The sequence below is a fragment of the Caldithrix sp. genome, assembly GCF_056497305.1.
Genome location: NZ_JBSMDE010000154.1, coordinates 1 through 26776, shown reverse-complemented (window position 1 = coordinate 26776; position 26776 = coordinate 1). Strand labels below are relative to the sequence as shown.

Genomic DNA, 26776 nt, shown 5'->3' with positions numbered 1-26776 from the left:
CGTATGTCCATAAAATCTTTTTCCATTATGATGCTGTTCGGTATGTTGCTGATAAATTTCACACAACTGTTAGCTGTTTCTGAAGATTCAAACCAATACTGCCTCCGATGCCACTCTATGAAAACACTTTCCTATCGCGATTCCATCACCAATGCTATTGTGAATCTCTATGTGGATTCGCTGCAGTTCAAAAATTCCAATCATGGCGAGCTTTCCTGTACAGATTGTCACGACAATCCTGGTTTTGCTCAATTTCCTCATTCCACACAGGCCAGAAGCCAAAATTTGTATTGCACTGATTGCCACGAAGACACAGAATTTAAGCCATTCAAATTTAAACAACGGGAAGCCGAATTTAATGTGAGCATTCACCGCAAAAAAATGGGCGATAAGTTCACCTGCTTTAACTGCCACGATCCTCATTCTTTTAAAACAACGGTTCATGACGCAAACGTTCAGAACATGGTGCGCAAAGATAATCAAATCTGTTTAAATTGTCACGCCACACCGATGCAATTGTCCAGAATAACAGATGAGCCCCCCAGAGATTTGCTGATAGCTCATAAATGGCTACCCAACCCCCGGTTACACTGGCAATCGGTTCGCTGTATTGAATGCCATACGCCACCTGATGCCGATGTTTATTCCCATAAAATTTTGCCTTCAGCACAATCTGTAAAAAAATGTGAAGAGTGCCATACGCAAAACTCGATTCTTTTTAGCAAACTGTACCGTTTTAAAACTTCTGAGAGCAGGCAAAAGATTGGCTTTTTAAAAACCCTCATGTTCAATACGCCCTATATTGTTGGCATGACTAAAGATCCATTACTCGATCAACTATCCATCATTATTTTTATTCTGGTAGTGCTTGGGATTTTCGCCCATGCTTTAGGCCGCTGGATTTTAAACAGGAGACAAAGCAGATGAAAAAAATATATCTATACCCATTATGGTTAAGAATATGGCACTGGACCAACGCCACACTCTATTTAATTCTTATTGTGACGGGGATCAGCATGCATTACTCCAGCCTTGACCATCCCCTTATCCCTTTACAGACAGCCAGACTTGTCCATAATACAGCGGGCATTCTTCTTGTATTTATGTACCTTGATTTTTTAATCGGAAACCTGTTAACCTGGAATGGCAAACATTACATTCCTGATTTCAAGGGCTTAACAAAACGCATCTATCGCCAAACTCGGTTTTATCTGTTTGGCATTTTCCGTGGCGAGCCGCATCCCTATGAAGCCAGCGAGAACAGTAAATTTAATCCATTACAGCAATTAACCTACATTTCGATCATGTTTTTTCTGATGCCTTTGCTGATCATTTCTGGTTTGTTTCTGTTATTTCCGGAGCTGGCCCCACAAAAAATACTGGGAATGGATGGACTTTGGCCCATGGCCATTTTACATGTGGTAGTCGCATATTTTCTTACACTCTTTACTATTGGCCACATTTATCTCGGGACTACCGGCCACACTGTAACCAGTAATTTTAAAAGCATGATTGAAGGATACCATATTATTCTGCACACAGAAGGGAAACAAAAAGGAGCAAATGATGAAGCGTAAATTAAGTCAACTATTTGCAAACCGAACGGTAAAATGGGCCGCTCTTGTTGCAGCCTTAATCGTGTTGATTGTCATTCTGTTTAAATTGTTGTACGAACCACTCTTTGAGGCCTACACAGGCGTTGAAAACGGACCGCTCACTTATGACAACAGCGTTAAAGTAAGTGACACAGAGTTTGAAGCCATTGCCCGCGAAATAACCTATCAGGAACGAGAACAGAAAGCAAAGGAAATCACTAAAGATGAGCCCAATCCTTTTACGCGTAAAATCCGCATGAATATGTTGATGAATACGCCTTCATTTATGAATAGTACGTCATACAAACACATTGAATACTTCAGAGATGCGGGCATCAGACAGTATGAAGGGCCTAAAACCTGCCTTACCTGTCATTCAACAATGACCGTGCACCATGCCGATGGAAGCAAGGAAGTGGTTAATACGATGGATGATGTGTTGAACTCGATCCACTTTTTGTTTCAGCGCAAATCTTCCGGATTTACGATTTACGGATATGATGGGCGGGAGGTCAATGCTCCGAATTCCCATCAAATTCCGGTGGGCAAAATCGACCGGGCCTGCGGGATACCAGGTAGCTTTTCATGGACAGGCTGGGCCGCTCTGGTCAAATCCAGGCCTGCTCATAAAAAAGAAGTTGAAATTCGCAGTGAAGGTTGTGGCCAATGCCATATTGGTGGGAATTATCAGCCCGCCACAGAAAAAATGCTACCTGTGGGAGACATTCCGGAAGAGGCCAAACAAGGGGTAGATTGCTTGATTTGCCATTCGCAGACTTATGACATGAATCAACGCTATGTCATTAAAGATGCGCGGGGATTACGCTGGAATCAAGACCGCAGTTTGAAGGCTGCGCTGGCCGTGACCAAACCGACGGCCAAAAATTGTCTCTTTTGCCACCAGCACGATTTGGGTGGAGATGTTTACAAGTACAACGAGTCGGGTAAAAAATTAGGTTACAAACACAAACGCTTACTTCACGTGGGAACAAAACGAGGCACCGGCTTTAGTCCGGAAGATGACGTGCATGCCAGAGCCGGTTTAGTTTGTACCGATTGCCATGTTCCTGAAGGACACAAGATTCCGCGGGGAGACAAGGGCGTGGACCTTGTCTCCAATGACTTACCTGGCAAAAAAGTAGCCTGCGAAAACTGCCACACCTCTGCTCCACACACAAAGTCAAAATATCGCGTAATCTTAAATGGGCATGTAAACCGCATTGCATGTGAAACCTGTCATATTACTAAATTGCAAAAAGAAAATGTCGTTTTACGCGATTGGGTACATCCAACCTGGAATGAAGAAGAAGGTGTGTACGTGCCGACCGATATCTACCGATCTGGAGAAACCAATCGCGGTTTCACCTTTTTGTGGTTTAATGGGTACGGCACCTTTCTGGCCAATGCCCTTGGTGATAATCCATCCAATCCGGGGCATTACAATCCTCTCAACAGGCAATTAGCGGTTATCGATGATCCGCAAATCATTGAGGCTATTCGAAAAGCTGCGATTGAACTGAAAAAAACATACAAGGATCTAAATGTGGAGGAATATGTCCATCTGGCCACCCACCCGCTAGAACAGCTCTCTCCTGAAATGTTAAAAAAGAGAAATGAAATGATCGAAAAAAACATTAAACCCTTAATGCGAAAGGGGCAGAGCAAAATTTATCCCTTTAAATTGTTCAATGCCTACATGTTTGAAGACATGTCAAACCAGGGGCCTTTTGGCGCCATGATTTTGCCCTTTGATTATCCAACATATTATGAAACCGGTGATGCCCGCTTATCGGTGCTCACTGCGGTCAAGAATCCCATTATTAAAAGGATGTACGAATTGCCCTTTAAAGAGTTTATGATGGATGAGTTTATGCGCTACTTTGGAGTTGATGAGTGGCACACCACCTATCCGGTCAAAGACGGCAAATTAGTCCATGTGGAGCCGCACTGGATGCGCCAGATGGGGACGTTAATGGTTAACCATGGAATCACCGAAGAAGGTCGTACTTGCCAGGAATGCCATACGCCCAACGGCATCCTAGATTTTCAAGCCCTTGGTTATTCCAAAGAACGCATCAAAGATTTAACCAACTTGCCGGAGCTTAAATTATTGAGCAGCCGACACAGCAATTAACTCTAGAAAGCCCCGAACAATCGGGGCTTTTTAAAATACTTCCTTTGAAAGGTCTAACGCTTTAACGTGTAAAATCTTTTTCCATCGTTTAATGAATCGATAATTGATTAGTCGAATGATTGAATGGAGAGGAGCGAAGTGCGATTAGAATACTTCCCTTAAAAGATCTATTCCCGCCAAAAAAGCGGGATGCGAAAATTTTTGTGCAGAGTGAGGAAGTAAAACTGTTGAATTGTTGATTGGTTGAATCGTTGAATTGTTGAATGGCCTGTCCGGTGGCCAGACCTGTCAGGCTGAGCCTTGCCAGACGGGCCTGTCAGGCTGGTGCTGCCAGACTGGCCTGTCCCCGAGGATCGGTATTTGAAATGACGCTCGGCACGAAGCCTCACTGACTGTCATTTCGCCCTTATAAAAGTCTCGAGCTGAAGCTCGAGTTACGTTGCGGCACTGCTGCTCTAATACATAAACATGGGACATGGGACTAGTGTGCAATCAAACGCTATTCAATTCTGCTTTTAATTCCTTTTTGAGTTGTAAAATACTATCGAATTGATCCAGCGCCCCATCCAATTTCTCTTCTTTGCCCATCATTTCCAGCTCGTAAAACCTGGCAGAAATCTTATCCGCCCCCAGGTTCGCGGCTGCGCCTTTCAGACCATGGGCTAGGGAGCGCACTTCCGCAAAATTTTGTTGTTCAATGGCCGCTTTAAGCTCTGGTAAACTCTGGTCGATTTGTTCAACCAATTCATTGAGAAGCTCAATTAGAAATTCTTTATCGCCCCCTAAGCGTTCAATCGCCGTCTCCCAATCAATTACTTTTTGTTCCATTGGAAACTTCCTTTGATTAAACATTTTTACTTGTTCTCGACAATATTTGAAAAAATTTAATAAAAAATGAGCAAATGGGAATTCCATCTGCTCATTCTTCTCTATTCTTGTGGATTTATTTCATAGGAGTGGGTAATATTTACAGAATTTTTCAGCATTGCGGTTACGGCACAATAAATATCCTGGGAAAGGTTAATCGCTTTGATCAGATTTTGCTCATTTACTTCGCCCCAAATTTTATAGGTCAGATGTATTTTGGTGTAAACTTTGGGGTGTTCATCGGCCATTTCGGCATCCACATGGACCTCAAAACGATGAAATTTCTGGCGCATTTTAATTAGAATGGATGCCACATCGCTACCCGTACAACCAGCCAACGAAAGTAGCAACAATTCCTTGGGGCGAATAGCGCCGTTCTCACCGCCAAATTTAGGCGGGCCGTCCATGACCACCCAGTGGTTGGAATCCGTAATACCATTAAAAGTTACGCCTTTGATATGAACCACTTTACCTTTAACTTGTGTCGCCATAGTATTCCTTTCTTCTTTGTTTACCTAATACTCAAAAACAAACCTATTAACGCAAAATAGATAGTGCTTATTCTCGGGTCACAAATCAGGGGGCAACCAAAACCCGATTTTGACATAAACCGACCGATAAAAAAACCGGCAATGGCTCCGCCTAAAGTAAATAATATGTAATGCATGCTTCCCCCATTTTAGCAAATTAATTTTGATGTTGCGCTTTCCGTAAAGGGACATTTTTTGCGGTGCGGGGCTTTTAGTACACTTTTGCTTCTTCTTCTTTTCTCAAAACACGTAAAGCTCCCAAAACCAGGGCCCTCATTTCTTCTTCACCCGGAAAAACATAAATGGGAGCAATAAAAGAAACGCGTTTCCTGATCAGGTCCACAAAACGTTTGCTTTTGGCCACTCCTCCTGTCAGGGCAATGGCATCCACCTTTCCGAAAAGGACCGTTGCCAGGGAGCCAATTTCTTTGGCAATTTGGTAGGCCATAGCTTCAAAGATCAATTTTGCCTCGTTGTCGCCTTTGTCAATGCGATCTTCCACCACGCGCAGGTCATGAGTTCCCAGATAAGCCACCATGCCGCCATGACCTTTAATCAGCTTTTTCATGTCCTGATAGGTATAGGTTCCGGAGAAGGCCACTTTGACCAGATCGCCCACCGGCACCCCGCCGCTGCGTTCCGGGCTAAAAGGGCCATCGCCATCCAGACCGTTATTAACATCAATAACTTTTCCTTTGTGATGGGCCCCTACTGTAACGCCACCTCCCATGTGCGCCACAATCAGATTACATTCCTGATATTTTTTACCCAATTTTTTGGCCGTTTCGCGGGCAACCGCTTTTTGATTTAAAGCATGAAAGATGCTTTTTCTGGGGATCAACGGCATTCCCGAAATTCGGGCTAAATCCTGCAATTCATCCACCACCACAGGATCGACAATAAATGCCTGGCAACCAAGCGCTTTACTGATGGCATAGGCAATCAGGCCCCCGCAATTGGAGGGATGATCACCCATGATCCCCTTTTTTAAATCCGCCACCATCTGTTCGGTTACAATGTAAGTTCCACCTTCTATGGGGCGTACCAGTCCTCCCCGACCGACCACGGCTGCAATCTCGTTCAAATTTACTTTTTTGTCGCGCAAAAAGCGTATGATCAGCTCCATGCGGTACAAATCCTGATCAGATGCCCGATTAAAACGGGCCAGTTCTTCAATTTTGTGAGCAATATTTTCTGTAAAGATTTCATCTTCGCCCTGGTACAGAGAAATTTTGGTACTGGTTGATCCGGGGTTAATGGCCAAAATCAACGGTTCTTTGTTTTCGCTCATCGTTTTTCTCCCTGTTAACTTACGGCCAGTGCTGTGGCAATGGAAAGAAACTTGGCGTTTTCGGAATCCGCCCTGGATGTTAAAACAACTGGAACGGCTGCCCCTAAAATAATTCCGGCCACCAGGGCATTACCTAAAATGGTCATCAACTTGTAAAAAATGTTTCCGGCTTCGATGTTGGGCACAATGCAAATATCGGCCTTGCCCCCTACCGGAGATTGTAAACCTTTTATCTGATTAGCCTTAGCCGAAAGTGCATTGTCCAGCGCCAGCGGACCATCGACAATGGCTTCTCCCAATTGTCCTCTTTCGGCCATTTTAGCCATGATGGCCGCCTCAGCCGATGAAGGCATATTTTCGGCATTTACTCTTTCCACAGCAGACAGCAAAGCTACTTTGGGCCGTTTGTAACCCAGAGCATGGGCTGCCCGAATAGCGTTGTTCGTAATGGCAATTTTGGTCTTAAGATCCGGCGCAATATTCATGGCGGCATCTGACATAAACAATAATTTTGGATAATTCGGGCTCTCAAAAATGGCCAGATGCGAAAGCACCTCAGCTGCCCGTAATCCGTACTCTTTATTTAAAATACCTTTTAAAAAATTGGCCGTGCTGCACAGCCCCTTCATAATCACCTGAGCTTCTCCAGAGCGAACGATTTCGATCGCCTCTCTAACACATTTTTTTTCCTCTTTCACATCAACAATTTCAAAATTTTTGACATTAATATGCTCTTCTTCGGCCCGTTTAATAATTTCCTGTCTGTCGCCCACCAAAATGGCTTCGCCCAATCCGGCTGAATAAGCAGCATTTAAGGCTAATAATACTTCAGAATCCTGTGCCATGGCCACCGCAATTTTTCGTGTTTCCATTTTTGAAACCTGGTTCAGTAACTGCTTAAAGCTTTTCAACATGGCAAGTCCTTTCTTTTATTCAAATTTGGTTGAGATTGTTGCTATTCGGTTTGGATCGGTTGTTCGTTTGGCCGTCATCAAGGCATTTTTTACCGCCACCAACAAACCGTTCAGCGAATTGGCATTCTCGGGAAAAGAAGCAATCCCAATAAAAAGCGAAACTTTCAATCTTTTTTCCGTGAATTCAGACTGTTCCACCACTTTTTTTATCTTTCTGGCCACCTCAAAAGCGTTTTGCCTGTTTGTTGCAGGCAGGCTAATTAAGAACTCATCTGCCCCAAAGCGGCATATTTCATCGTATTTACGTAATTGCGTTTTAATTTTTTGAACCAATTCCTGTAATAAATCTTTTGCGATTTGTATTCCAAATTGAGTAATCACATGGCCGTACTTTTCCAGATCGAGCAAAAGAAGCGAATAGGGTTCAATCATGCGCGTACTGCGATGAACATTTTCTTTTAAAAAGGGCAGGTAATACTCAAAACGCAGAGCGCCGGATTCTTCGTCAAAGCGATCCAGGCCTTTTAATTTTTGCGAAAGCCGTTCCAGATGAAGAACGGTAGAGATTAAGCTGGCAAAAATTCGCACAATGCGCTGCCTCTCTTCATTGAAAAAATTCAGCTCTAAAGAATCCACATACAAAAAGCCCAGGGGTTGCTGAAGGGCATTTAAACTGGTGACAAAAGCCGAAACAAAATGGTGATCCATGCGCAGTTGTTCTACCACTTTTTGTCCGTGTTTTTTTTCGGGAATATTAATATCCTGATTATTCCAGATTAGTTCACGTAATAACGCAGAATCGATAGGACGGCGGTAATTTTTGCAAAAATTCCAGGACAAATTGTAAAAGTTTCGTATTTCAAGTTGCTCCGTTTCCGGATTGAGTTCAATAATGGCTGCCACATTTAAGTCAAGCAGCTTAACAAGTTCGCCGAGTTGGTTGTGAAGAATGCGTTCACAATTCTTGGCGCTTTTCATTTCAGCTAAGCTGGATTCGATCGAAGAAAGGATAAGCTGCTCCATAATAATGCCCTCCCGATTTTTGGGCCTAAAATTTGCCAAATAAAAAATCCCCGAACCTATATTCGGGGATGTTTTCAATTTTATTAAGCATCTAGTGCGGCAATCGCGCACATCCGGACGATGGTGTCCACATCGCAATGTCGTTGTAGAACATGCACCGATTTCTCAAGGCCGACCAGAATAGGTCCAATGGCCTCTGCTCCGCCCAGTCGCATCATCAGTTTGTAGCCAATATTACCGGCCTCAAGCGAGGGGAAGATCAAAATATTGGCCCGACCTTTCAGATCTGAAAAGCTGTAATCTCTTTCTCTCAATTCCGTGTCAAAAGCCAGGTCAACCTGCATTTCGCCATCAACGATCAGGTCCGGCCTCATCTCTTTGACCATCTTTGTAGCCTTAGCTACCTTTTCCGAGTAGGGATGGCGCACACTACCAAAATTACTGAAGCTAAGCATGGCAATACGCGGTTCAATGTCAAAGGTCTTTTTCACCTTATCGGCCACCAGAATAGCCGTATTGGCCAGGATTTCCGGCGTGGATTCAATATTGACGGTCGTATCGGCAAAGAAGATGGTTTCTTTCTTAAAAACCATGGCATAAAGGCCGGCGATAAACTTTTTATCTTTTTGCACTTCAAGAATTTGCAGCGCCGGACGAATCACTTCCGGATAATAATGATTGACTCCGGAAACCATGCCATCGGCATGACCTTTGCGCACCATCATCACCCCGTAATAATTGTGATCGGTGGTTAATAATCGGTGACAGGCATTGCGTGTTAGACCTTTACGTTGCCGTAATCGGTACAACTCGTCCACATACTCGTCAATGTGTTCGCTCTCCGCGTATTCGATGATCCTGGCTTTGCTGATATCCAGATCGTGTTCTCTGGCTAATTCCAGAATCTTTTCTTTACGGCCCAATAAGATGGGTTCAACAATGCCTTCGTCCAATAAAATTTGGGTGGCGCGCAGCACTTTGATCTCTTCTCCTTCGGGCAAAACAATGCGTTTTTTGATGTCTTTGGCTTTATTAATCAGGATGCGCGAAACTTCGTGCGAACGCCCCAGTCGGCTTTCCAGGCTATCGCGATAAGCATCCCAATCCGTGATTTTTTTGCGGGCTACGCCCGTTTTAACCGCTGCTTTGGCCACAGCCATGGCTTCCCAGGTTAACACACGCGGATCAAAAGGTTTGGGAATGATGTATTCCGGACCAAAATGAAACGGTTTACCGCCATAGGCTCTAATCACTGAATCTGGCACATCCTGACGGGCCAGTTCGGCCAGGGCATACACGGCTGCCTTTTTCATTTCCATATTGATCTTTCGGGCATGGACATCTAAAGCGCCACGGAAAATGAAAGGAAATCCCAAAACGTTATTCACCTGATTGGGATAATCGGAACGACCGGTAGCCATGATCAAATCATCGCGTACTGAAGTCGCCTCTTCATACCGAATTTCCGGATCGGGATTGGCCATGGCCATGATGATGGGCTTATCGGCCATGGATTTAACCATTTCTTTGGTGACCAGACCGGCTACCGAAACGCCGGCAAAAACATCAGCCCCTTTGATGACCTCGGCCAGGGTTGCCGGGCTATCGCCATTGGCGAACCGTTCCTTGTAAGGGTTCATGCCTTCTTTTCGCCCTTTGTAAACCAGACCTTTAGAATCGACCAGATACAGGTTTTCTTTGCGCACGCCCAATTCACAGTACAATGTAGCGCAGGCAATGCCGGCCGCTCCGGCGCCGCTGAACACTACTTTTACATCTTCGATGTTTTTACCCTGTAAATAGAGGGCATTAATCAGCGCTGCCGCAGAAATAATCGCCGTGCCGTGTTGATCGTCATGAAAAACGGGAATATCCATGATGTCAATCAGTTTTTCTTCAATGTAAAAGCACTCCGGAGCTTTGATATCTTCCAGATTAATTCCGCCAAAGGTCGGTTCCAGCAATTTAACCGTACGCACAATTTCGTCCGGGTCTTTGGAATTGATCTCAATATCGAACACATCGATATCGGCAAAGCGTTTGAACAATACACCCTTGCCTTCCATAACCGGTTTACCAGCCAATGGACCGATATCACCCAACCCCAGAACGGCCGTCCCATTGGAAACAACCGCTACCAGATTGCCCTTGGCCGTGTACTCGTAAGCTAGATCCGGGTTTTTCTCGATTTCACGGCAGGGTTCGGCAACGCCCGGCGTGTAAGCTAAACTTAAATCGCGTTGTGTTAAACAGGGTTTAGTGTTAACTACTTCAATTTTCCCTTTGCGGCCTTCAGAATGATAGGCCAGCGCATCTTCTTTTCGAATCATGTCAACCTCCAAAATTGGGTTTTAGCGAACATTTTTAATTCCCAGCTCATCCATCTTTCTGTAAAGCGACGATAAGCTGATATCTAATAATTTAGCAGCTTCTTCTTTATTGTTTCCGGTGCGTCTTAAAATATTCAAAATGTGTTCTTTTTCAAAAGCTGCTACGGCATCTTTCAAACGATCGGGTATGGCATTCAAATATTCATCCTGAACCATATTGGGAGGCAAATCCTTTTTGGTGATGTAATCTCCTTCGCAAAGGATGAGCGCGCGTTCAATCACATTTTCCAGCTCCCGAATTCCACCTTTCCAGGGATAGTTCATCAGAATGCGCATGGTCTCATTGTCGGTTCCCAGAACACGGCGTTTTAATTCGTAGTTGTACTTTTTAATAAAGTGGTCCACCAGTAAAGGGATGTCTTCCTTTCGTTCATTCAGGGAAGGAAGTTTTATTTCAACCACATTTAAACGGTAGTAGAGATCATCTCTAAACCGACCTTCCTCAATATCCTTTAGCAGATCACGATTGGTAGCCGCAATAATGCGGACATCAATCTTAATGGGCGTGGTGCCTCCCACCGGCAAAATGACGCCCTCTTCAATCGCGCGTAAAAGTTTAACCTGCAAGTGCAACGGGATGTCCCCTACTTCGTCTAAAAACAGGGTGCCTCCGTTGGCTATCTTAAAAAATCCGTCTTTGTCACGAATAGCTCCGGTAAAGGCGCCTTTTTTGTGGCCGAAAAATTCACTCTCCATCAACGTGCCCACAATAGCGCCGCAATTGATGGCCACAAAAGGTTTATTGGCCCGGTCGCTATTGTAATGGATGGCTCTGGCCACCAATTCTTTTCCCGTTCCGCTTTTTCCGGTAATCAGAACGTTGCCCTTTGTTTTGGCTACTTTTTCAATCAGCTTAAAAACCTCTTTCATCTGCGGGCTCTGACCCACGATATTGCTAAAGTCGTAACGGGCATGAATCTCCCGACGCAGAGCCTGATTTTCCAGAATCAGTTCTTTGTGTTTAATCAGATTTTGCACCTTAATGAGCACATCGTCAAATTCGAACGGTTTCAGGATGTAATCGTAGGCGCCCAACCGTAAAGCTTCGATAGCGGTTTCCAGGCTACCATAGGCTGTAATTATAATTACCGAGGTCTGGGGATAGGTTTGCAAACAGTGTTGGGTAAGTTGAATGCCATCGACTTCCGGCATTTTGAGGTCCGTAATCATGATGTCAAAATCATGATTTTGTAACAGTTCCATGGCCTGTTTACCGTCTGTCGCGGTTTGTACTCCGTAACCTTCTTCTTTTAATACCAGTTCCAGGGAGTCGCGGATGGATCGTTCATCATCTACTACAAGAATATTAGCTTGCATCTATGTTCTCCATATTATTTTTCACCGGTAGTTTAATAGTAAAGGCGCTCCCTTCGCCCACTTTACTTTGAACAGAAATGGAGCCGTTAAAGTTCTTAATGATTCCATAACTCACCGAAAGCCCCAGTCCTGTGCCGCGGCCTACATCCTTGGTGGTAAAGAAAGGTTCAAATATTTTACTCAAATGCTCTTCAGGAATGCCCACCCCATTATCCGCAATGGTGATCAAAATATGTTCGTCTTCCAATCGGGATTCGATTTCAATCCGGCCTTTGCCTTCTTTCAGAGCGTCCATGGCATTTAACAAAATATTAAGGACCACCTGTAACAGCTGATCAGGCACAAGAAACAGGTTCGGAATGTCTTCCTGCAAACTTAACTTAAATTCAACGGCCTTGGCCCGTTTGTCATATTTGAGGATGCCATAGGCGTTGCGAATAACATCGTTTACGTTCACCCAGGTTGCCTCTAAACTGGAAGGCCTGGCGAAATCGACCAGCTCCCGCACAATACGTGATATGCGTTCGATGTTCTCGCGGATGGTGTTCAAATATTGCTCGACATTTTCGTCGTTGACTTTGCGTTTAATAATTTGAGTCATGGAAGAGATGCTGGTTAAGGGATTGCCAATTTCGTGGGCAATGCCAGCCGCCAGCAATCCGATGCTGGCCATTTTTTCCTGATGCGATATCTGAAACTGCGCTTCACGCAGAGCCCGTGTGCGCTCTTCGATCTTCTTTTCCAAATTCTGATACGATTCCAGCAGCTTCTGGCGCATGGTCTCGAACTCCACGGCCAGTTCTTTGATTTCATCTTTTCCTTTAATAGGAAAAGCTTCGTTCAGATGCCCATGGCTGATTCGTTTAGCCGCTTCGGCCAGCATTCTGATGGGCCGTGAAATACTCTGAGCCGTGAACACGGCAAAAACAAGCAACAAAATACCTATGGCCAGATTGGCCACAATAATTTGAAAAAGAAATTTCTTTAAAGGGCTGAAAATGGCTGCTGTACTCCTCTGGTAAACTACCTGCCAGCCTGGTTCAAAATCGGACAGGACCGTAAGCCATTCCGGATTGTCTTTTAATTTCTGAACAAATTCCGTAATCTCCCTGCTTCTGTCATGAGCCTGGTCGTCGAATACCCGTATTTCCTGTTTGGAAATGACCACCCCCTGATCTTCTGAAATCAAAAAAATTTGCGTGTTTTGTTGCAGCCCCAGACCCGTGGTCAGTAAATTGTGCACGGGGTATCTGACAAAGAGGATATGATCGGCATCCAGATGTAACCTTAACCAGAAGGTGGTGTTTTTCAGATTGAAATACAGATCGCTCTGGGCTGTTAACGCCTTACGGATATCGCGATTAAAATCGTTATCTTGCTTATAGGGAGAAAATACCTCTCCTTTCACTATTAAAGCACAGGGATGACTGATAAGGGCTCTGTGTGATTTTTTAAGTTCGAAGATTTTAAGCGGGTCGTCCAGGTTGGTTAATAGAATCGAATAGACGGCTTTTTCACTTTCCAGGATTTGACGATAGCTTCTTTCCCATCTTAAAACATATTGTTTTTGATCCTGGCTGTAAATCTGATGCAAAATTCGACGGTTCAAAAAATAACCGACCACACTGAAAATGGTTAGTGGCACATAAGCAAAGAGTAAAAAGTAAACCAAAAACCTGAGGTTTAAACCCGAATTTTTTATTCCGATTAATCTATTTATCATATATGGCTTCAGGGCTTAAAAGCCTTTTTCCCTACTCTTCTCTGTTATTTAGGCGCACATTGGCTGAAGCGCGCTCACTTCTTTTCAAAAGACAAATATACAACGATTTTTAGTTATTTTAAAATTTTGTTCACAAATTAACAAAATTTTTTAAAAGGATGAAACATGAAAAAATTTTAGGCGTTAGAGTTGAATTAAATTAAAGATATCGCTATCTTATTCTTGTAGTAATTAAAAGTGTCCAATTAACGTAGGGGATGGAACTATGAGAAAAACCATGCAATTTCTGGTAACGCTCTTTCTTGCATTTAGTGTATGGAGCAATTATGCTTTGGCCGGCAATTTTAAATATGTAGGCGTTGCCAAATGTAAGACCTGCCACAACACAAAGAAGAGCGGCAAACAATACACTATCTGGAAAAATGGCCCTCATGCCAAAGCCATGGAATCGTTGAAAAGTGAAAAAGCCATGAAATATGCCAAAGAACATGGGATTGCCGATCCTTCCAAGGATCCCAAATGTACTACGTGCCATTCAACCATGGCGGCCGTTGATAAAGCCCAGATCGATCCTAAGGGTAAATTAACCATGGAAGAAGGCGTGTCCTGTGAATCCTGCCATGGCCCTGGCAGCGCGTACAAAAAAATGAGCGTCATGAAAAATCTTGAAAAGGCTAAAGCCAATGGGTTGATCATTCCGACAGAAAAGGTTTGTGTAACCTGTCATAACGAAAAAAATCCTTTCCATAAACCCTTTAATTTTAAGCAATATGCAGCCAAAATTGCACACCCGATACCAAAAAAGAAATAATATGTCGAAAAGCCATCCTCCGTTTTGAGGGTGGCTTTTTAATTAACATGTTACAAAGAATCATCACATCCATAAAGACCTACCGCTATCTCATTTTACTCTACCTTTTGGTGGCTTTTTTGTTGATTGCCAATGCCCTGTTTGAAATGCGCCAGAGCAGGAACGAGCTTCTTGAATTGATGCGCAATCAGTCAGAAGCCACACTACACTCGGTCATTATGGCCTCTGAAAACCTGATTAAAAATAATGTTCAGGGGCAAAAAATTATTGAGAACCATCTGGCCCGCATTTTACAGACTTTTTACGCTTTAAGTATTGAGGAACGCATCTCTTTCAGAGAAATAGAAAAGACCATGCGCCGAGCCAACATCGATGGGTTGCTTTTTCTCGATTCGCTGTACACACCCTTTTTGCTTAGCGGACAATTCAAACAGTTTTCCTTAGATCAGTTGAATCATTTACTGGACAAAGCCCTTGAATTACGTGCGGTGAGTGGCGACACGCTCTTCTGGCAGGAAAGATGGAATGACGCCGCAGATACTTCCCTCTTTCGCGTAGGATGTATGTTTACTCCTCGGGGAGAAATCCTCTTTTTGATTGGCAGAGCAACTCTGAAAAACGTAACCAGCCAGCAGGCCGATTTCGGTTCTTTAATTCGTAGCCTGGCTACCGAAGTTCCCAACATTATCTTTTTGGCCCTGCAAGATTCTACCAACATCATTGCTGCGGCCGGAAAATTAGAGTACCTGGCCCCTCCAGAGGAGCAAACGTTTTTACAACATGCTACACAATCAAATCCGGTTTCCTTTAAAATCCTCGATTTTGATTCGGTTCGCATCTTTGAAGCGGACCATCCGTTTTCCTACCGCCAGAACAACATTGGTCTGTTTCGCCTGGGTTTGTCTTCCAGAGCTCTGGAAAGCATCAATCAACGCATTTATCGCCGGTTGATGGTCCTAAGTTTTATTTTGATCACTCTGGCCCTGTTAATGGTTACCTTCACCTTTTTTAGACAGCGCTACGATATTTTGCACAAACAGTACACGATCATTGAAACCTATTCATCCAATATCATTGAAAATGTGAGTGACGCGATTATTGTTTCCGATTCCAGAACAGGCATTAAAATTTTTAACCGCTCTGCAGAGCAATTGTTTAATACAAAAAGAGACCGCTTGCTGGGTAAGCCGCTGGAACGGCTATTAGACGAACCCATCCGGCAGCGCCTGGCTGAACAGCCCGACCAGATCCACGAAGTTCCATTGGTAGTGAACAATGTGCAAAAAACCATTCTGGTTTCTCAAAGCCGGTTTCTGGACAGTGAAGGGCATGAAAACAGCATTCTGGTACTGAGAGACATTACCAGACAGAAACAATTTGAAGAGCATCTCAAACGCCAGGAACAACTGACCGCTATCGGCCAGTTAGCGGCAGGCGTGGCGCACGAAATCAGAAATCCGCTAAACAGCATCAGCACCATTGTGCAACAATTAAAAAAAGATTTTAAGCCACAGGAAGATCAATCTCTGTACGAAGAATTGATGGACATTGTGTACACTGAGGTCAAGCGCATCAATCAAAAAATCAATGAATTTTTACGCTTTTCACGACCAGAGCCAGTACGACCTTCTAAGTTTCAATTGAGTGAATGGCTCAATTCCATTGTGGCTCAATATCAACCGACCTTTTCTGAACGTCAGGTTACATTTAAATTAAACATGCACTGGGATGGAATGGTTTTCTGGGATGCCAATCAGATGCGCGATGTGATGTCCAATCTGATTCAAAATGCGCTGGATGCCATGGAAAACCAGGGGACTCTGTCCATCGAAGTTCTGCAGGTTGAGGATAAAATTCAGATCAATGTCACCGATTCCGGCAGGGGCATTCCGCCGGATCAAAAAGACAAGATATTTAATCTTTACTTCACCACAAAAGCCAGCGGCACGGGAATTGGTCTTAGCCTGGTACAACGCATTGTTTTCGAACATCAAGGGCTTATTCAGGTTGACAGCGAACCTGCCCGCGGGACAACCTTTAGTTTATTGCTACCCAGGGAAATTCAGCGCCTTGTCTGATGTTAAGACTGGTAGCTGCTCCATTCTCTTTTCCAGAAAACTTTAACATGAGTGGCCAATGATGTGTGTGGCGCAGTGGAAAATGGAAAGCTGGCTGCTCCAGATATTAAAAAATGTAAATCTGTGCTCTAAGGTAGCAAAGCCGCAACTTTTAAAAGACCGCAAAGGGCGTAAAGTAATTATTTGCCCTCACCCCCTCAATCCCCCTCTCCCAGAATAAAAATCTGGGAGAGGGGGAAGACTTGTGTGTTAAATTTCCCCAAATGTGTTAGAGATTTCCTATCATGTAAAATTCACGATCAATGGGAATTTGGTCCTGTCAGCCTGATGCTCATTCAACCACTCAACAAATCAACAATTCAACGGTTTTACTTCCTCACACAACACAAAAATTTTCTCATCCCGCTGTGGCGGGACTAGATCTTTTAATGGAAGTAATACAAAAATATTTTTTAGAGTGAACCCATATTTTAAATTCAAAATTCATAATTCGTAATTTTTAATTATTTTTTATCGCCACCAGAACAGAATATCCCATAAACTAAATTTCGGTATCCTATTAATAGTGTAAGGCTGCCCATTTAAAATGGCTCTGGCAGCCAGCAGCCCACTCTGAATGGCAGGGCCAATGCCTTCCCCCATGTCGATGGTCGCCAGGCCCGCCGCATCCCCTATTAAATAGATATTTTTTAACTGCACCTGATCATCCTGACGCAAAAAATATTGGTAGCCCTTCACCGGCCCGGGATCAGCATCAATCAAATGGTTTAATACCAGCTTGTTGATAAAAAACTGCCAATGTTGTTGAATGGTTTGTCTCTTTTTTTGCAGGACGGCAAATTTACCGCCAATACCAATATTTAAATAGCCGTTGCCTTTTGGAACATACCATGAATAACCGGAAAGATCATTTTCAAAAAACCACAAATAACAGTTAGGGTCCCTGTAGGAAAAGGGGAACTCCAGCTCCATAGTGGCGATGCGTTTTTCAGGATGGCGCGGTCTGTGTTTGGCAAAAAAGGTACGGTAAACCGGACAATTCGTTCCACCGGCCCCTATTAGAATTTTACAGCGGAATTGATCATCGATAATGAAATTTTCCTCCTGTTGACGGATATTTTTGACCTCGTGTCGTATAAACTGCGCACCAGAGCGCTGGATTAGCCAATGATCAAATTCATACCGTCGGATGGAATATTGGCGGGTGGGTAGTGCAATCCGTTTTTTCCCGAAAAAATAGTGGAGCTTTTTAAAAAGGACAATACTATGGGGGTAATCCTGCGCTTTAACGCCAAGTAATTTCCAGACTCTGGGCGTGACCCAACCAGCGCAAAGCTTGGTGCGAGGAAACGATTTTTTGTCAAGAATCAATACATCACGCCCCGCTCGATGGAGTTCCCCGGCACAGCTGGCGCCTGCCGGCCCACCACCAACAATAATTATTTCTGCTTCAACCACGACGCACCTTCTTTTTACAAGTTTAAAACAGTCTCATAGCGATGATCGTCAAATCCTTCTCCATTTCGCATTAAATAGTAAGTGAAAGGAAACTTTTTTACCTACCGTCATCCCCAGCCACTTTCCCCCACCAACATTCTTCAATTATTCAAGGGGCTTCCATCTTTTCTTTTCATCACTTTATCACTCTCTTTTTCAGGGCATCTCACGGTCCAGGCTTCGGTACTGAATAGCCTCGCTTAAATGGTGGGGCAAGATCTGTTCACTCTCCTCCAGATCAGCGATGGTTCTTGCCACTTTCAGAACCCGATCGTAAGCGCGGGCTGACAAGCCCACATTTTTAATGGCATTGCTCATCAATTCCTTGCCCTGCTCATCAATCACGCAGTATTTGCGAATCAGGTTGCTCTCCATGTGGGCATTACAGAAGACGTGTTTCTCTCTGGCAAAACGTTTTAATTGGATTTCCCTGGCTCGCTGCACACGTTGACGCACTACAGCAGAGGGTTCACCGGAACGATCGGAAGTTAATTGTTTAAAATTTACAGCGGGCACCTCCACGTGCAAATCGATGCGATCCAGCAAAGGCCCGGAGATTCTGGAACGGTACTTTTGAATTTGTGGGATGGTGCAGGTGCAGGAATGGGTAGGATCTCCGTAATAACCGCAGGGGCATGGATTCATAGCCGCCACCAGCATAAATTTAGCCGGATAGGTTAAAGAGAACGCAGCGCGCGCAATGGAGACCTTGCCATCTTCCATGGGCTGTCGCAATACTTCCAGCACATTTTTCTTGAATTCGGGCAGTTCGTCCAGAAAGAGAACCCCATGGTGCGCCAGACTGACTTCGCCTGGCCTGGGGAAACGTCCGCCGCCCACCAGAGCGACATCCGAAATGGTGTGGTGCGGAGACCGAAAGGGACGTACGCCAATCAAGCCATGATCCGGGGGCAGCAAACCAGCCACAGAATGGATTTTGGTTGTTTCAATGGCTTCTTCCAATGACATCAACGGTAGAATGGTAGGAAAACGTCTGGCCAGCATGGTTTTCCCGGAACCCGGAGGCCCGATCATAATGATATTGTGTCCGCCGGCTGCAGCCACTTCCATGGCCCGTTTCACGTGCTCCTGACCTTTTACATCACGTAAATCCAGAGGAGATTTACTCTCTTCGGCAAAGATCCGGTGCACATCTACAGTCAGAGGATCAAAATCAGCATGACCATTCAAAAAATTGACCACGTCCAGCAAATGACTCATGGGATAGACTTTTACAGAACCGCTGCCCATGGCCGCTTCACGAGCGTTTTCCTGAGGAACAATTAAGCCCTTGAACTGCTCCTCGCGCGCTTTAATGGCAATAGACAGACTGCCGTGAATGGGACGAATACTGCCGTCCAGTGCCAGCTCTCCCAGGATCAGATAATCTTCCACGGCCTGAGCGTCGATTTTGCCCTGAGCAGTTAAAATGCCGATGGCAATGGGCAGATCGTAGGAGGAGCCTTCCTTTTTAATATCGGCCGGGGCCAGATTAATAGTGATCCGTTGTTGGGCTACAAAATAGATGCCAGAATTCTTAATGGCCGCAGCGACTCGTTCGCGGCTCTCCTTAACCGCATTGTCCGGCAGTCCGACAATGCCAAAATAGGGCATCCCTTTTTCCAGATGCGTTTCCACCTCCACCACATAAGCATCGATGCCCATCAAGGCAGCCGTGTACACTTTAGAAATCATTTCAATTACCTTTAAGTATTATCTGAGAATATCATTTAAAGCGCTTTTCAGTTCAGGATATTGAAAACGGAATCCAGCAGAAAGCAATTTTTTGGGTTCCACAAACTGTCCGCTGAGCAAAGCCAGGCGGGCCATTTCGCCCAGTAGTAGTTTTAAGAGCGGCGCCGGCATGGGTAACCAGGCCGGGCGGTGCAATACGTTGCCCAGGGCGCGGCTAAATTCCTTTTGATTCACTTTTTGCGGCGCTACAAAATTAAATACCCCGTTCAGTTCAACATGCTCAATCAAAAATAAGATGGCGCGGGCCACATCCAGAATGTGAATCCAGGGAAAGCCTTGTTTTCCGCTGCCCAGACTTCCGCCTAACAAAAGTCTGTAAGGTAACAACATTTTGCGCAGCGCCCCGCCTCTACCCAGCACCACGCCCAGCCGCATAATGACGCGACGCACTCCGAGGTTTTCAAGCGGTTGGCTGGCTGTTTCCCAATCGGCCACCAGACGCGCTAAAAAATCATGGCCTGGCGGCGCGGTTTCATCGACCACATGCTGGACATGGCCATAATAGCCCACCGCCGATGCCTGTACAAGCAAATGGTTCTGTGCCCATGGCGGTTGTAAGGCTTTGAGTAAAGTTTTTACAGAATCCAGGCGACTATGGCGTAGCCTCTGTTTGTATGCCTCACTCCACCGTCCCCCGGCAATATTTTCGCCAATCAAATTAATGATCACTGAAGGTTGCTGGAGTTCTTCGATCCAGGACGAAGGGTTCTGATTTTTCCAGGGTAAACATTTTACTGAAGGGGGGAACAGATTTCTGGCCCTTTGTGGATGGCGACTCAGGGCAACTACTGAGAATTTTCTCTCTACAAAGAAGAATACCAGATAACGCCCTATGAAGCCTGTAGCTCCGGTAATGATGATCTTCATGCGCGCCTCAAAGCTTTAAGGCTTTCTAATTAATGCTGATTTCGTCCATGGCTTCTTAAACCGTAATCAAAGGAGCAAATCGTTTAAAAGTTATCAGGCTGTATTTCGCTATCAGGACTAAACGCATCTTATTTTGAATACAACTCGTTTGCGAACAGGAAGCGTCTGTTTTGGTAGTGTCGTTAGCGCCTGGAAGTTCGGATTTTGCTGTCATGAGTCTGGTTGTCGTTTTTTGCCTTTTGATCTTCCAAAATGTAGTCAATGAACCGATTAATTTCAAAAAAATCTTGTATTTTCTACGTTGCACAAGCCATGTCTCAATCCATTGGTTTTGCGATTCATAGGCGATAATATCCGTTACACGATTTTAAATACGCTTTGACGAGTAGAAAGAGTCCGTTCAGGCAGGGACCATCAAGGCCTACATACCAGAGGCATTCCTTACAGAACTCACTTTCCCGATAATTCCACATGTCGAAAGCAATAAACCAGATGATCATTTACCATACCTGTAGCCTGCATGTGGGCATAAATAATGGTTGAGCCGACAAACTTGAAGCCCAATGCTTTGAGTTCTTTACTGATGAGATCGGACAAATCCGTTCTGGCCGGCAATTCCTTCATACTTTTCCAGTGATTGATAATCGGTTTGCCGTTGGTAAAGCGCCAGATGAAGTGTGAAAAACTGCCGAATTTTTGCTGCACTTCCAGAAAACGCCGGGCATTGTTAATACACGCCAAAATTTTTAGCCGATTACGGATGATGCCTGCATTCTGCATGAGCTGCTCGATTTTGTGTTCATCATAGTCTGCAATTTTCTGAGCATCAAAATAATCAAAAGCGCGGCGAAAATTTTCCCTTTTGTACAGCACGGTCCTCCAGCTCAGTCCGGCCTGGAATCCCTCCAGAATTAAAAATTCAAACAGTTTTTGATCATCAAAAAGTGGCACGCCCCACTCCTGGTCGTGGTAGACCACGTACAAAGGATCGTTTTCTGGTACCCAGTCGCATCGTTTTCTGTGCTTCAATGACTACTCCTCGTCTATGATGGCTACCGCTCTGACCGGCATTCCGTCGGCTGCTATCAGGTTCAGGGGGAAAACACTCAACCAAAAGGTGTTGGCCGGTAGCCAGCGCAGATTGGTAAGATTTTCAATGATAATTTTTTGGCAGGAAAACAACTTAAGATGAATCGAAAATTCAACAGCATCCATAGGATCTACCGAAGGGGCGTCGAGCCCAATTCCTTTAACGCGGCTCTGCCCAATCCTCTCAGCAGCCTGCTCACTCAGCACAGGGAATCGTCCCCAATAGGCCTCTGTTCCCCATTTTTGTCCAAAACCTGTGTAGAAAAGTAAAAAGTCGGGAGCATCATTGTTTAACAGAGCATTGAATAGATGTGCCGGTATGGTTTGATCCACAAAGGCACGCACATCGATTACTTGCGCACGGCCCCAAAAGGTTTCCAGAGGCAATCGATCTACGGTTTTGCCATTGGTTAACATGTGCGCCGGAACGTCCAGGTGGGTCCCTACATGGGTGGTTAATTGAATTTGTTTTTCGGCAAAACCATCTTTTTCAACCGTGTGCAGCTGATTTATTTTTACAGGAGGTGTACCGGGAAAAAGCGGCATGTCAGCAGTAATGGGATGTGACAGATCGATTAATTTAGCCATTTATTGTAGCCTTCCAGTCTTGTTCAATTTGGTCAAATATTTTCTCCCAGTAAGGATCGGCTTGTTGTTTGTGAGGATTCGCCTTAAACCATTCAGCCATTTGCCTGGCACCCTGTCTAAAAGGAATGTTTGCCTTAAATTCTGGCACAAAACGTTTAATTTTGGAATTGTCGAAAAACAGGCAAAAGCGTTTGTCGCCTAACAGACTTCCAGCCCATTCGGCATCATATTTAGCCAGGACTTCAGAGGGGATGTGCAATGTTCGCAACGGGACTTCAAAAACTTCGGCCACAATAGCCGCGATCTGATTCCAGCTCAAAATCTCATCGGATGTGATGTGAAAGGCTTCTCCGATGGCCTGTGGCAAACCGAGTAAGCCGACCAAACCCTGCGCAAAATCCAGATGATGGGTCAGTGTCCACAAGGTAGTGCCATCGCCATGCAAAATAGCCGGTTTATTCTGCTGCCATCTGGCAATATTGGTGTAACCGCCTTTTAAAGGGATGGTACGCGGGTCATAGGTGTGCGAGGGGCGCACGATCGTCACCGGAAAATCCTCTTCGCGCCAGGCGCGCATCAAACGGTTTTCGCAGGCAATTTTATTCCGGGCATATTTCCAGAATGGATTTTTTAAAGGCGTGTCTTCAGTAATGGGCCAGCGTTGTGGCGATTTCTGGTAAGCCGAGGCCGAACTGATAAAGACGTACTGTGCTGTTCTGTCCTTAAAGAATCGTAAATCGCGTTCCACATGCTCAACAGTGTAAGCCACAAAATCTACCACCGCGTCAAAGGACTTATTTTTCAATACCTCAGAAAGGGAATCCACATCATGGACATCAGCAGAAATATGTCGGGCGCGGCGGGGAATGGGCCGTTCACTCTGCCCGCGCGTGATCAGGTACAGCTCATGCCCTTTTTCCAGACAAACCGTAGCGCAGGCCGAGCTGATAATCCCGGTGCCTCCGATGAAAAGAATTTTTAAAGACACGATCCAGCTCCTTTTTACCGCTTACACGCATTGCTGATCCATGCAGGTTGCATTACACATTTCCTTTAATGAGACAATTTCACTGTTATTTCTAAAACAGGCAAGTTTTTTTGCGGGGATAATCTGTGCTCTTTATTCATTGGAGTAAACAAATACTGTTAGATTTGCTGACAGCGGAGCGGCACAGCTTATTGCAGCCAGGGGTTTTGTTTCGAAGCCAGCAATTTCCTGAAAAGCTCGATCCAGCTATAGGCAATAGCCATTCCAACCAGGGCACCGACAAGGACATCAAACGGATAGTGCACACCTACGGCAATACGCGAATAGCCTACCAGTGCAGCCAGAAAGTAGAAGATATAGCGGTACTTTCGATAAAAGTAACTAAACACCGTGGCCAGAGTAAAAAAATTGGCCGCATGAGATGAAGGCATGGAAAATGACGATTTTTTTCCGATTAAAAGATGGGCCTGATCAACCACATTACAGGGACGAATGCGCTGGATCCACGGTTTTAAGATGCGGTTGACTCCAAGATCAGCCGTGCCCACAGCCAGCAGGGTAATCAGCACCACCCAGCGACCTTTTGGGCCGCCCTTCCAGGTCAGTAAAACAATTGTCGCCAGCCAGACCGGATACCAGGTGTGCTTATCGGTCACAAAGGGCATGACCACATCAAAAATAGAATTGGCCAGATGCACATTAAAAAAGATAAAGAGCACCGTGTCAATATGATTCAGAAAGAGGAGCAGTTCAGTCATTGCATTCCATCAAGTTGAGTTAAAACGAAAAGAGCATCTCCTGCTGGAGATGCTCTTTTTAGGGTGCTGGAGGCGGGACTTGAACCCGCACGGGCATCTCGCCCACTACCCCCTCAAGATAGCGTGTCTGCCAGTTCCACCACTCCAGCTTTATTTTTTAAGGGTTGGCCGGTTGCTGCTGTTGTCCCTGCTCACCGGGCAAGGGAGCGACCGGAATGTGCGGAGCGGGTATTTCTTTCTGCTGCTCCACTCTCTTTTCTATTAAACTTTTTTGCGTTGCTTCTGCACGGGATTTGTAAATGACGCTGATCATAATGGCCAGAATAATGTAAATGGTCGCGATCCAGGCCGTGGCTTTACTTAAAAAGTCGGCAGCGCCACGCCCACCAAATACAGAAGTACCACCCATTCCACCGCCAATAGAACCAGCCAGGCCCTGACCTTTACCCGACTGCAGCAAAATGACCACAACCATCATAATACTTACCAGAATAAAGAGAATAATCAATAATGTGTACATATTCCTTTTCAGCTCCTTGTTAAATTACAAACATGTAATTTAAGTAAAGTTTTAATCATTATCAATATTAATCGCTTGCAAAATTTGTTTGTTTCCTATTTTTCTGCTCTATTTCTTTTTTCAGATTAAGGATTTTTAATCCGATTCAAGAGGAATTTATCTAAGGCAGCCCAGCCGCAACCAAAAGAACTTCTTTAAAAAATGACAGGCCGTTGCCCCTGAACCCTTTAACTCTTACACTCATATACTCTTAACTCTACTCCTCCAAAAGCGGAAGTCATTTCACGAATTAGCCCTCTCCTCCTCTCCCAGAATAAAAGTCTGGGAGAGGGGGAAGACTTGTGTGTGAAAATTTAACATGTATTGGGGATTCCTTACACGTGCCCCATTCACGACCAATGGTCGGCCCGATGCTCATTCAACAATTCAACCAACAATTCAACAAATCAACGGTTTTGCTTCTTCACACTGCATAAAAATTTTCGCACGTTAAAGTGATAGATCTTTTAAGAGAAGGATTCTAAAAAATAATAGATTGCCACTGAACGCATATTGTTGTTTGGCCTTAAGGACTCTGCATTCCTAAGCCTTCTTAACTAAAGAATGGCCGGAGACTTGAGCGCCAAACATTTACAATCTTTTGCCCCAAAGGACAATCAACTTTACGTTTTACCGCCTCCTTTTTTTTGGGGCAGGCTTTCGGCGCGCTGTACAATATCGTGCCCAAAGCGGTTACTCAGTAAATCCTGAACTCGATCCAGGCGGTTCTGTTTTTCATCCAGCAGGTCAAAAAGGCTGATCTGTCGGCCGCCAGGTTGATCAAAATTGCTTACGCCAACGCCCAACAAGCGTACCTTTCGCCCGGCCATGTAATTTTTTTCAAAGAGATTCAGAATCACATCGACAATTTGACGCGTTTGATTGGTTGCTTGAGAAAGGGTCAGATTACGCGTAATGGTTGAAAAATTATCATATCTCAGCTTAAGGTGAATGGTTTTACCTTTCAAATTCTTTTTTCTCAATCGATAGCCCACCTTTTCGCACAGGTAAACCAGCTTTCTGGTAAGCTCTTCCACATCATTCACATCCTGAGCAAATGTGTGTTCATTACTTACCGATTTTACGCCCTGTTCCACGCTTACCGGACGTTCATCCAGGCCATGGGCCAATCGATAAAAATGTTCGCCGGCAGAGCCCAGTTTTTGTTTCAAAACGTCCAGGGGAAATCGGGCCAGATCGCCAATGGTATGAATGCCCATTTTTCTCAACGTCTGCTGCGTGTGTTCTCCGGCGCCCCATAGGCGAGAGATATCCAGAGGCCATAGAAAGGCTTCAATCTCATCAGGCCGGACCACAACCAGCCCATCCGGTTTTTTCAGGTCGGAAGCGATTTTTGCCAGATATTTATTGGGCGCAACGCCAATGGATGCCGTAAGCTGCTCCTTTTCTTCGATGCGTTTTTTTATTTTTCGGGCAATGGTTGTTCCGTCGCCAAACAGACGCTGGCTACCCGTTACATCCAGAAAGGCTTCATCGATGGAAATGGGCTCTACCAGGTCTGTGAATTCATAAAATATCTGGAAAATATTTTGACTGACCTGCTGGTACAACTTACCATTCGGCGGAAGGTAGATTCCATGCGGACAGAGTCGATAGGCCTGTGAAATGGGCATGGCCGAATGAACCCCATATTTGCGTGCCTCATAAGAGCAGGTAGAAACAACGCCCCTTCCCCGTCCCCCACCAGGATCGGCGCCGACAATAACCGGCTTTCCTTTTAACTCGGGATGCTCTCTCTGTTCAACGGAAGCAAAGAAAGCATCCATGTCCACATGTAAAATGGTTCTGATCATAATCCCTCCATATTATCGACAATTTAGTTGAATTAGTGCCAGGAAACAAGCCAGGTTAGAATACTTCCTTCAAAACTTATAATCCCGCTTAGCGGGATGCGAAAATTTTTAAGCTGCCTAATTACAGGGCAATCCCAAACGTTTGAGTAGATGAACATTTAGAAATCAAATTTTACAAAGCAAAGATT

22 protein-coding genes and 1 tRNA gene are annotated in these 26776 nt (G+C 44.8%); 5 read left to right on the top strand and 18 right to left on the bottom strand.

Features of this window, described 5'->3' with window-relative positions:
• Nucleotides 1-3 precede the first annotated feature (3 nt).
• The 3 genes from ACWB0I_RS12855 to ACWB0I_RS12845 are packed head-to-tail and all read left to right on the top strand — an operon-like array spanning nucleotide 4 to nucleotide 3729.
• Complete coding sequence (locus tag ACWB0I_RS12855; protein ID WP_479388472.1) at nucleotides 4-927, top strand: hypothetical protein; 924 nt, start codon at nucleotides 4-6, stop codon at nucleotides 925-927.
• A complete protein-coding gene (gene phsC, locus ACWB0I_RS12850) occupies nucleotides 924-1577 on the top strand; it encodes a thiosulfate reductase cytochrome B subunit (protein ID WP_479388471.1) in 654 nt (217 codons plus the stop codon). Before ACWB0I_RS12855 ends, phsC begins: the two co-directional genes overlap by 4 nt.
• A complete protein-coding gene (locus ACWB0I_RS12845) occupies nucleotides 1564-3729 on the top strand; it encodes a nitrite reductase (RefSeq protein ID WP_479388470.1) in 2166 nt (721 codons plus the stop codon). Before phsC ends, ACWB0I_RS12845 begins: the two co-directional genes overlap by 14 nt.
• A 492-nt stretch (nucleotides 3730-4221) precedes the next feature.
• Here the strand turns inward: ACWB0I_RS12845 and ACWB0I_RS12840 are convergent, their stop codons facing one another.
• The 8 genes from ACWB0I_RS12840 to ACWB0I_RS12805 all read right to left on the bottom strand — a co-directional run bounded on the left by ACWB0I_RS12840 (nucleotide 4222) and on the right by ACWB0I_RS12805 (nucleotide 13784).
• Nucleotides 4222-4557: an Hpt domain-containing protein gene (locus ACWB0I_RS12840; RefSeq protein WP_479388469.1), complete on the bottom strand. Its 336-nt coding sequence runs from the start codon at nucleotides 4555-4557 to the stop codon at nucleotides 4222-4224.
• Nucleotides 4558-4658: 101 nt separating this feature from the next.
• Nucleotides 4659-5087 carry an OsmC family protein gene (locus tag ACWB0I_RS12835; RefSeq protein ID WP_479388468.1) on the bottom strand — a complete coding sequence of 143 codons (429 nt, stop codon included), beginning with the start codon at nucleotides 5085-5087 and terminating at the stop codon, nucleotides 4659-4661.
• Nucleotides 5088-5337: 250 nt separating this feature from the next.
• Nucleotides 5338-6417: a butyrate kinase gene (buk, locus tag ACWB0I_RS12830; protein ID WP_479388467.1), complete on the bottom strand. Its 1080-nt coding sequence runs from the start codon at nucleotides 6415-6417 to the stop codon at nucleotides 5338-5340.
• 14 nt (nucleotides 6418-6431) lie between these two features.
• Nucleotides 6432-7331, bottom strand: coding sequence for a bifunctional enoyl-CoA hydratase/phosphate acetyltransferase (locus ACWB0I_RS12825; protein WP_479388466.1), 900 nt, complete (start codon nucleotides 7329-7331; stop codon nucleotides 6432-6434).
• Nucleotides 7332-7346: 15 nt separating this feature from the next.
• On the bottom strand, nucleotides 7347-8354 hold the full coding sequence (locus tag ACWB0I_RS12820) for a sensor domain-containing diguanylate cyclase (RefSeq protein WP_479388465.1): 1008 nt from the start codon (nucleotides 8352-8354) through the stop codon (nucleotides 7347-7349).
• 83 nt (nucleotides 8355-8437) lie between these two features.
• A complete protein-coding gene (locus tag ACWB0I_RS12815; RefSeq protein WP_479388464.1) occupies nucleotides 8438-10684 on the bottom strand; it encodes an NADP-dependent malic enzyme in 2247 nt (748 codons plus the stop codon).
• A gap of 21 nt (nucleotides 10685-10705) precedes the next feature.
• Nucleotides 10706-12061 (bottom strand): sigma-54-dependent transcriptional regulator, encoded by a 1356-nt coding sequence (locus tag ACWB0I_RS12810; protein ID WP_479388463.1) that lies wholly within the window; start codon nucleotides 12059-12061, stop codon nucleotides 10706-10708.
• On the bottom strand, nucleotides 12051-13784 hold the full coding sequence (locus tag ACWB0I_RS12805; protein WP_479388462.1) for a sensor histidine kinase: 1734 nt from the start codon (nucleotides 13782-13784) through the stop codon (nucleotides 12051-12053). The genes ACWB0I_RS12810 and ACWB0I_RS12805 overlap by 11 nt, the downstream gene beginning before the upstream one ends.
• A gap of 265 nt (nucleotides 13785-14049) precedes the next feature.
• Here ACWB0I_RS12805 and ACWB0I_RS12800 point away from each other — a divergent pair, with 265 nt between their 5' ends.
• On the top strand, nucleotides 14050-14595 hold the full coding sequence (locus ACWB0I_RS12800; protein WP_479388461.1) for a cytochrome c family protein: 546 nt from the start codon (nucleotides 14050-14052) through the stop codon (nucleotides 14593-14595).
• Between the two features lie 47 nt (nucleotides 14596-14642).
• Nucleotides 14643-16673, top strand: coding sequence for an ATP-binding protein (locus ACWB0I_RS12795; protein WP_479388460.1), 2031 nt, complete (start codon nucleotides 14643-14645; stop codon nucleotides 16671-16673).
• 510 nt (nucleotides 16674-17183) lie between these two features.
• On the opposite strand, the gene ACWB0I_RS12790 is transcribed toward ACWB0I_RS12795, so the two are convergent.
• From ACWB0I_RS12790 to dinB, 10 genes are all read right to left on the bottom strand, one after another.
• A complete protein-coding gene (locus ACWB0I_RS12790; RefSeq protein ID WP_479388459.1) occupies nucleotides 17184-18131 on the bottom strand; it encodes an NAD(P)/FAD-dependent oxidoreductase in 948 nt (315 codons plus the stop codon).
• A 195-nt stretch (nucleotides 18132-18326) separates the two neighbouring features.
• Nucleotides 18327-19865: a YifB family Mg chelatase-like AAA ATPase gene (locus ACWB0I_RS12785; protein ID WP_479388458.1), complete on the bottom strand. Its 1539-nt coding sequence runs from the start codon at nucleotides 19863-19865 to the stop codon at nucleotides 18327-18329.
• A gap of 18 nt (nucleotides 19866-19883) precedes the next feature.
• The gene (locus ACWB0I_RS12780; RefSeq protein ID WP_479388457.1) at nucleotides 19884-20792 is read right to left on the bottom strand and encodes a TIGR01777 family oxidoreductase; all 909 of its coding nucleotides are present in this window, start codon (nucleotides 20790-20792) and stop codon (nucleotides 19884-19886) included.
• A 450-nt stretch (nucleotides 20793-21242) separates the two neighbouring features.
• Entirely contained in the window at nucleotides 21243-21821 is a 579-nt protein-coding gene (locus tag ACWB0I_RS12775) for a DNA-3-methyladenine glycosylase I (protein ID WP_479388456.1), read from the bottom strand.
• A 3-nt stretch (nucleotides 21822-21824) separates the two neighbouring features.
• Nucleotides 21825-22469, bottom strand: coding sequence for a cyclase family protein (locus tag ACWB0I_RS12770; protein ID WP_479388455.1), 645 nt, complete (start codon nucleotides 22467-22469; stop codon nucleotides 21825-21827).
• Nucleotides 22462-23457 (bottom strand): SDR family oxidoreductase, encoded by a 996-nt coding sequence (locus tag ACWB0I_RS12765; protein ID WP_479388454.1) that lies wholly within the window; start codon nucleotides 23455-23457, stop codon nucleotides 22462-22464. The genes ACWB0I_RS12770 and ACWB0I_RS12765 overlap by 8 nt, the downstream gene beginning before the upstream one ends.
• A gap of 188 nt (nucleotides 23458-23645) precedes the next feature.
• Nucleotides 23646-24215, bottom strand: coding sequence for a phosphatase PAP2 family protein (locus ACWB0I_RS12760; RefSeq protein WP_479388453.1), 570 nt, complete (start codon nucleotides 24213-24215; stop codon nucleotides 23646-23648).
• 64 nt (nucleotides 24216-24279) lie between these two features.
• A tRNA-Leu gene (locus ACWB0I_RS12755) sits at nucleotides 24280-24364 on the bottom strand.
• Between the two features lie 8 nt (nucleotides 24365-24372).
• Complete coding sequence (gene secG, locus ACWB0I_RS12750; RefSeq protein ID WP_479388452.1) at nucleotides 24373-24735, bottom strand: preprotein translocase subunit SecG; 363 nt, start codon at nucleotides 24733-24735, stop codon at nucleotides 24373-24375.
• Between the two features lie 662 nt (nucleotides 24736-25397).
• Nucleotides 25398-26588 carry a DNA polymerase IV gene (gene dinB / locus ACWB0I_RS12745; RefSeq protein WP_479388451.1) on the bottom strand — a complete coding sequence of 397 codons (1191 nt, stop codon included), beginning with the start codon at nucleotides 26586-26588 and terminating at the stop codon, nucleotides 25398-25400.
• Nucleotides 26589-26776: the final 188 nt, after the last annotated feature.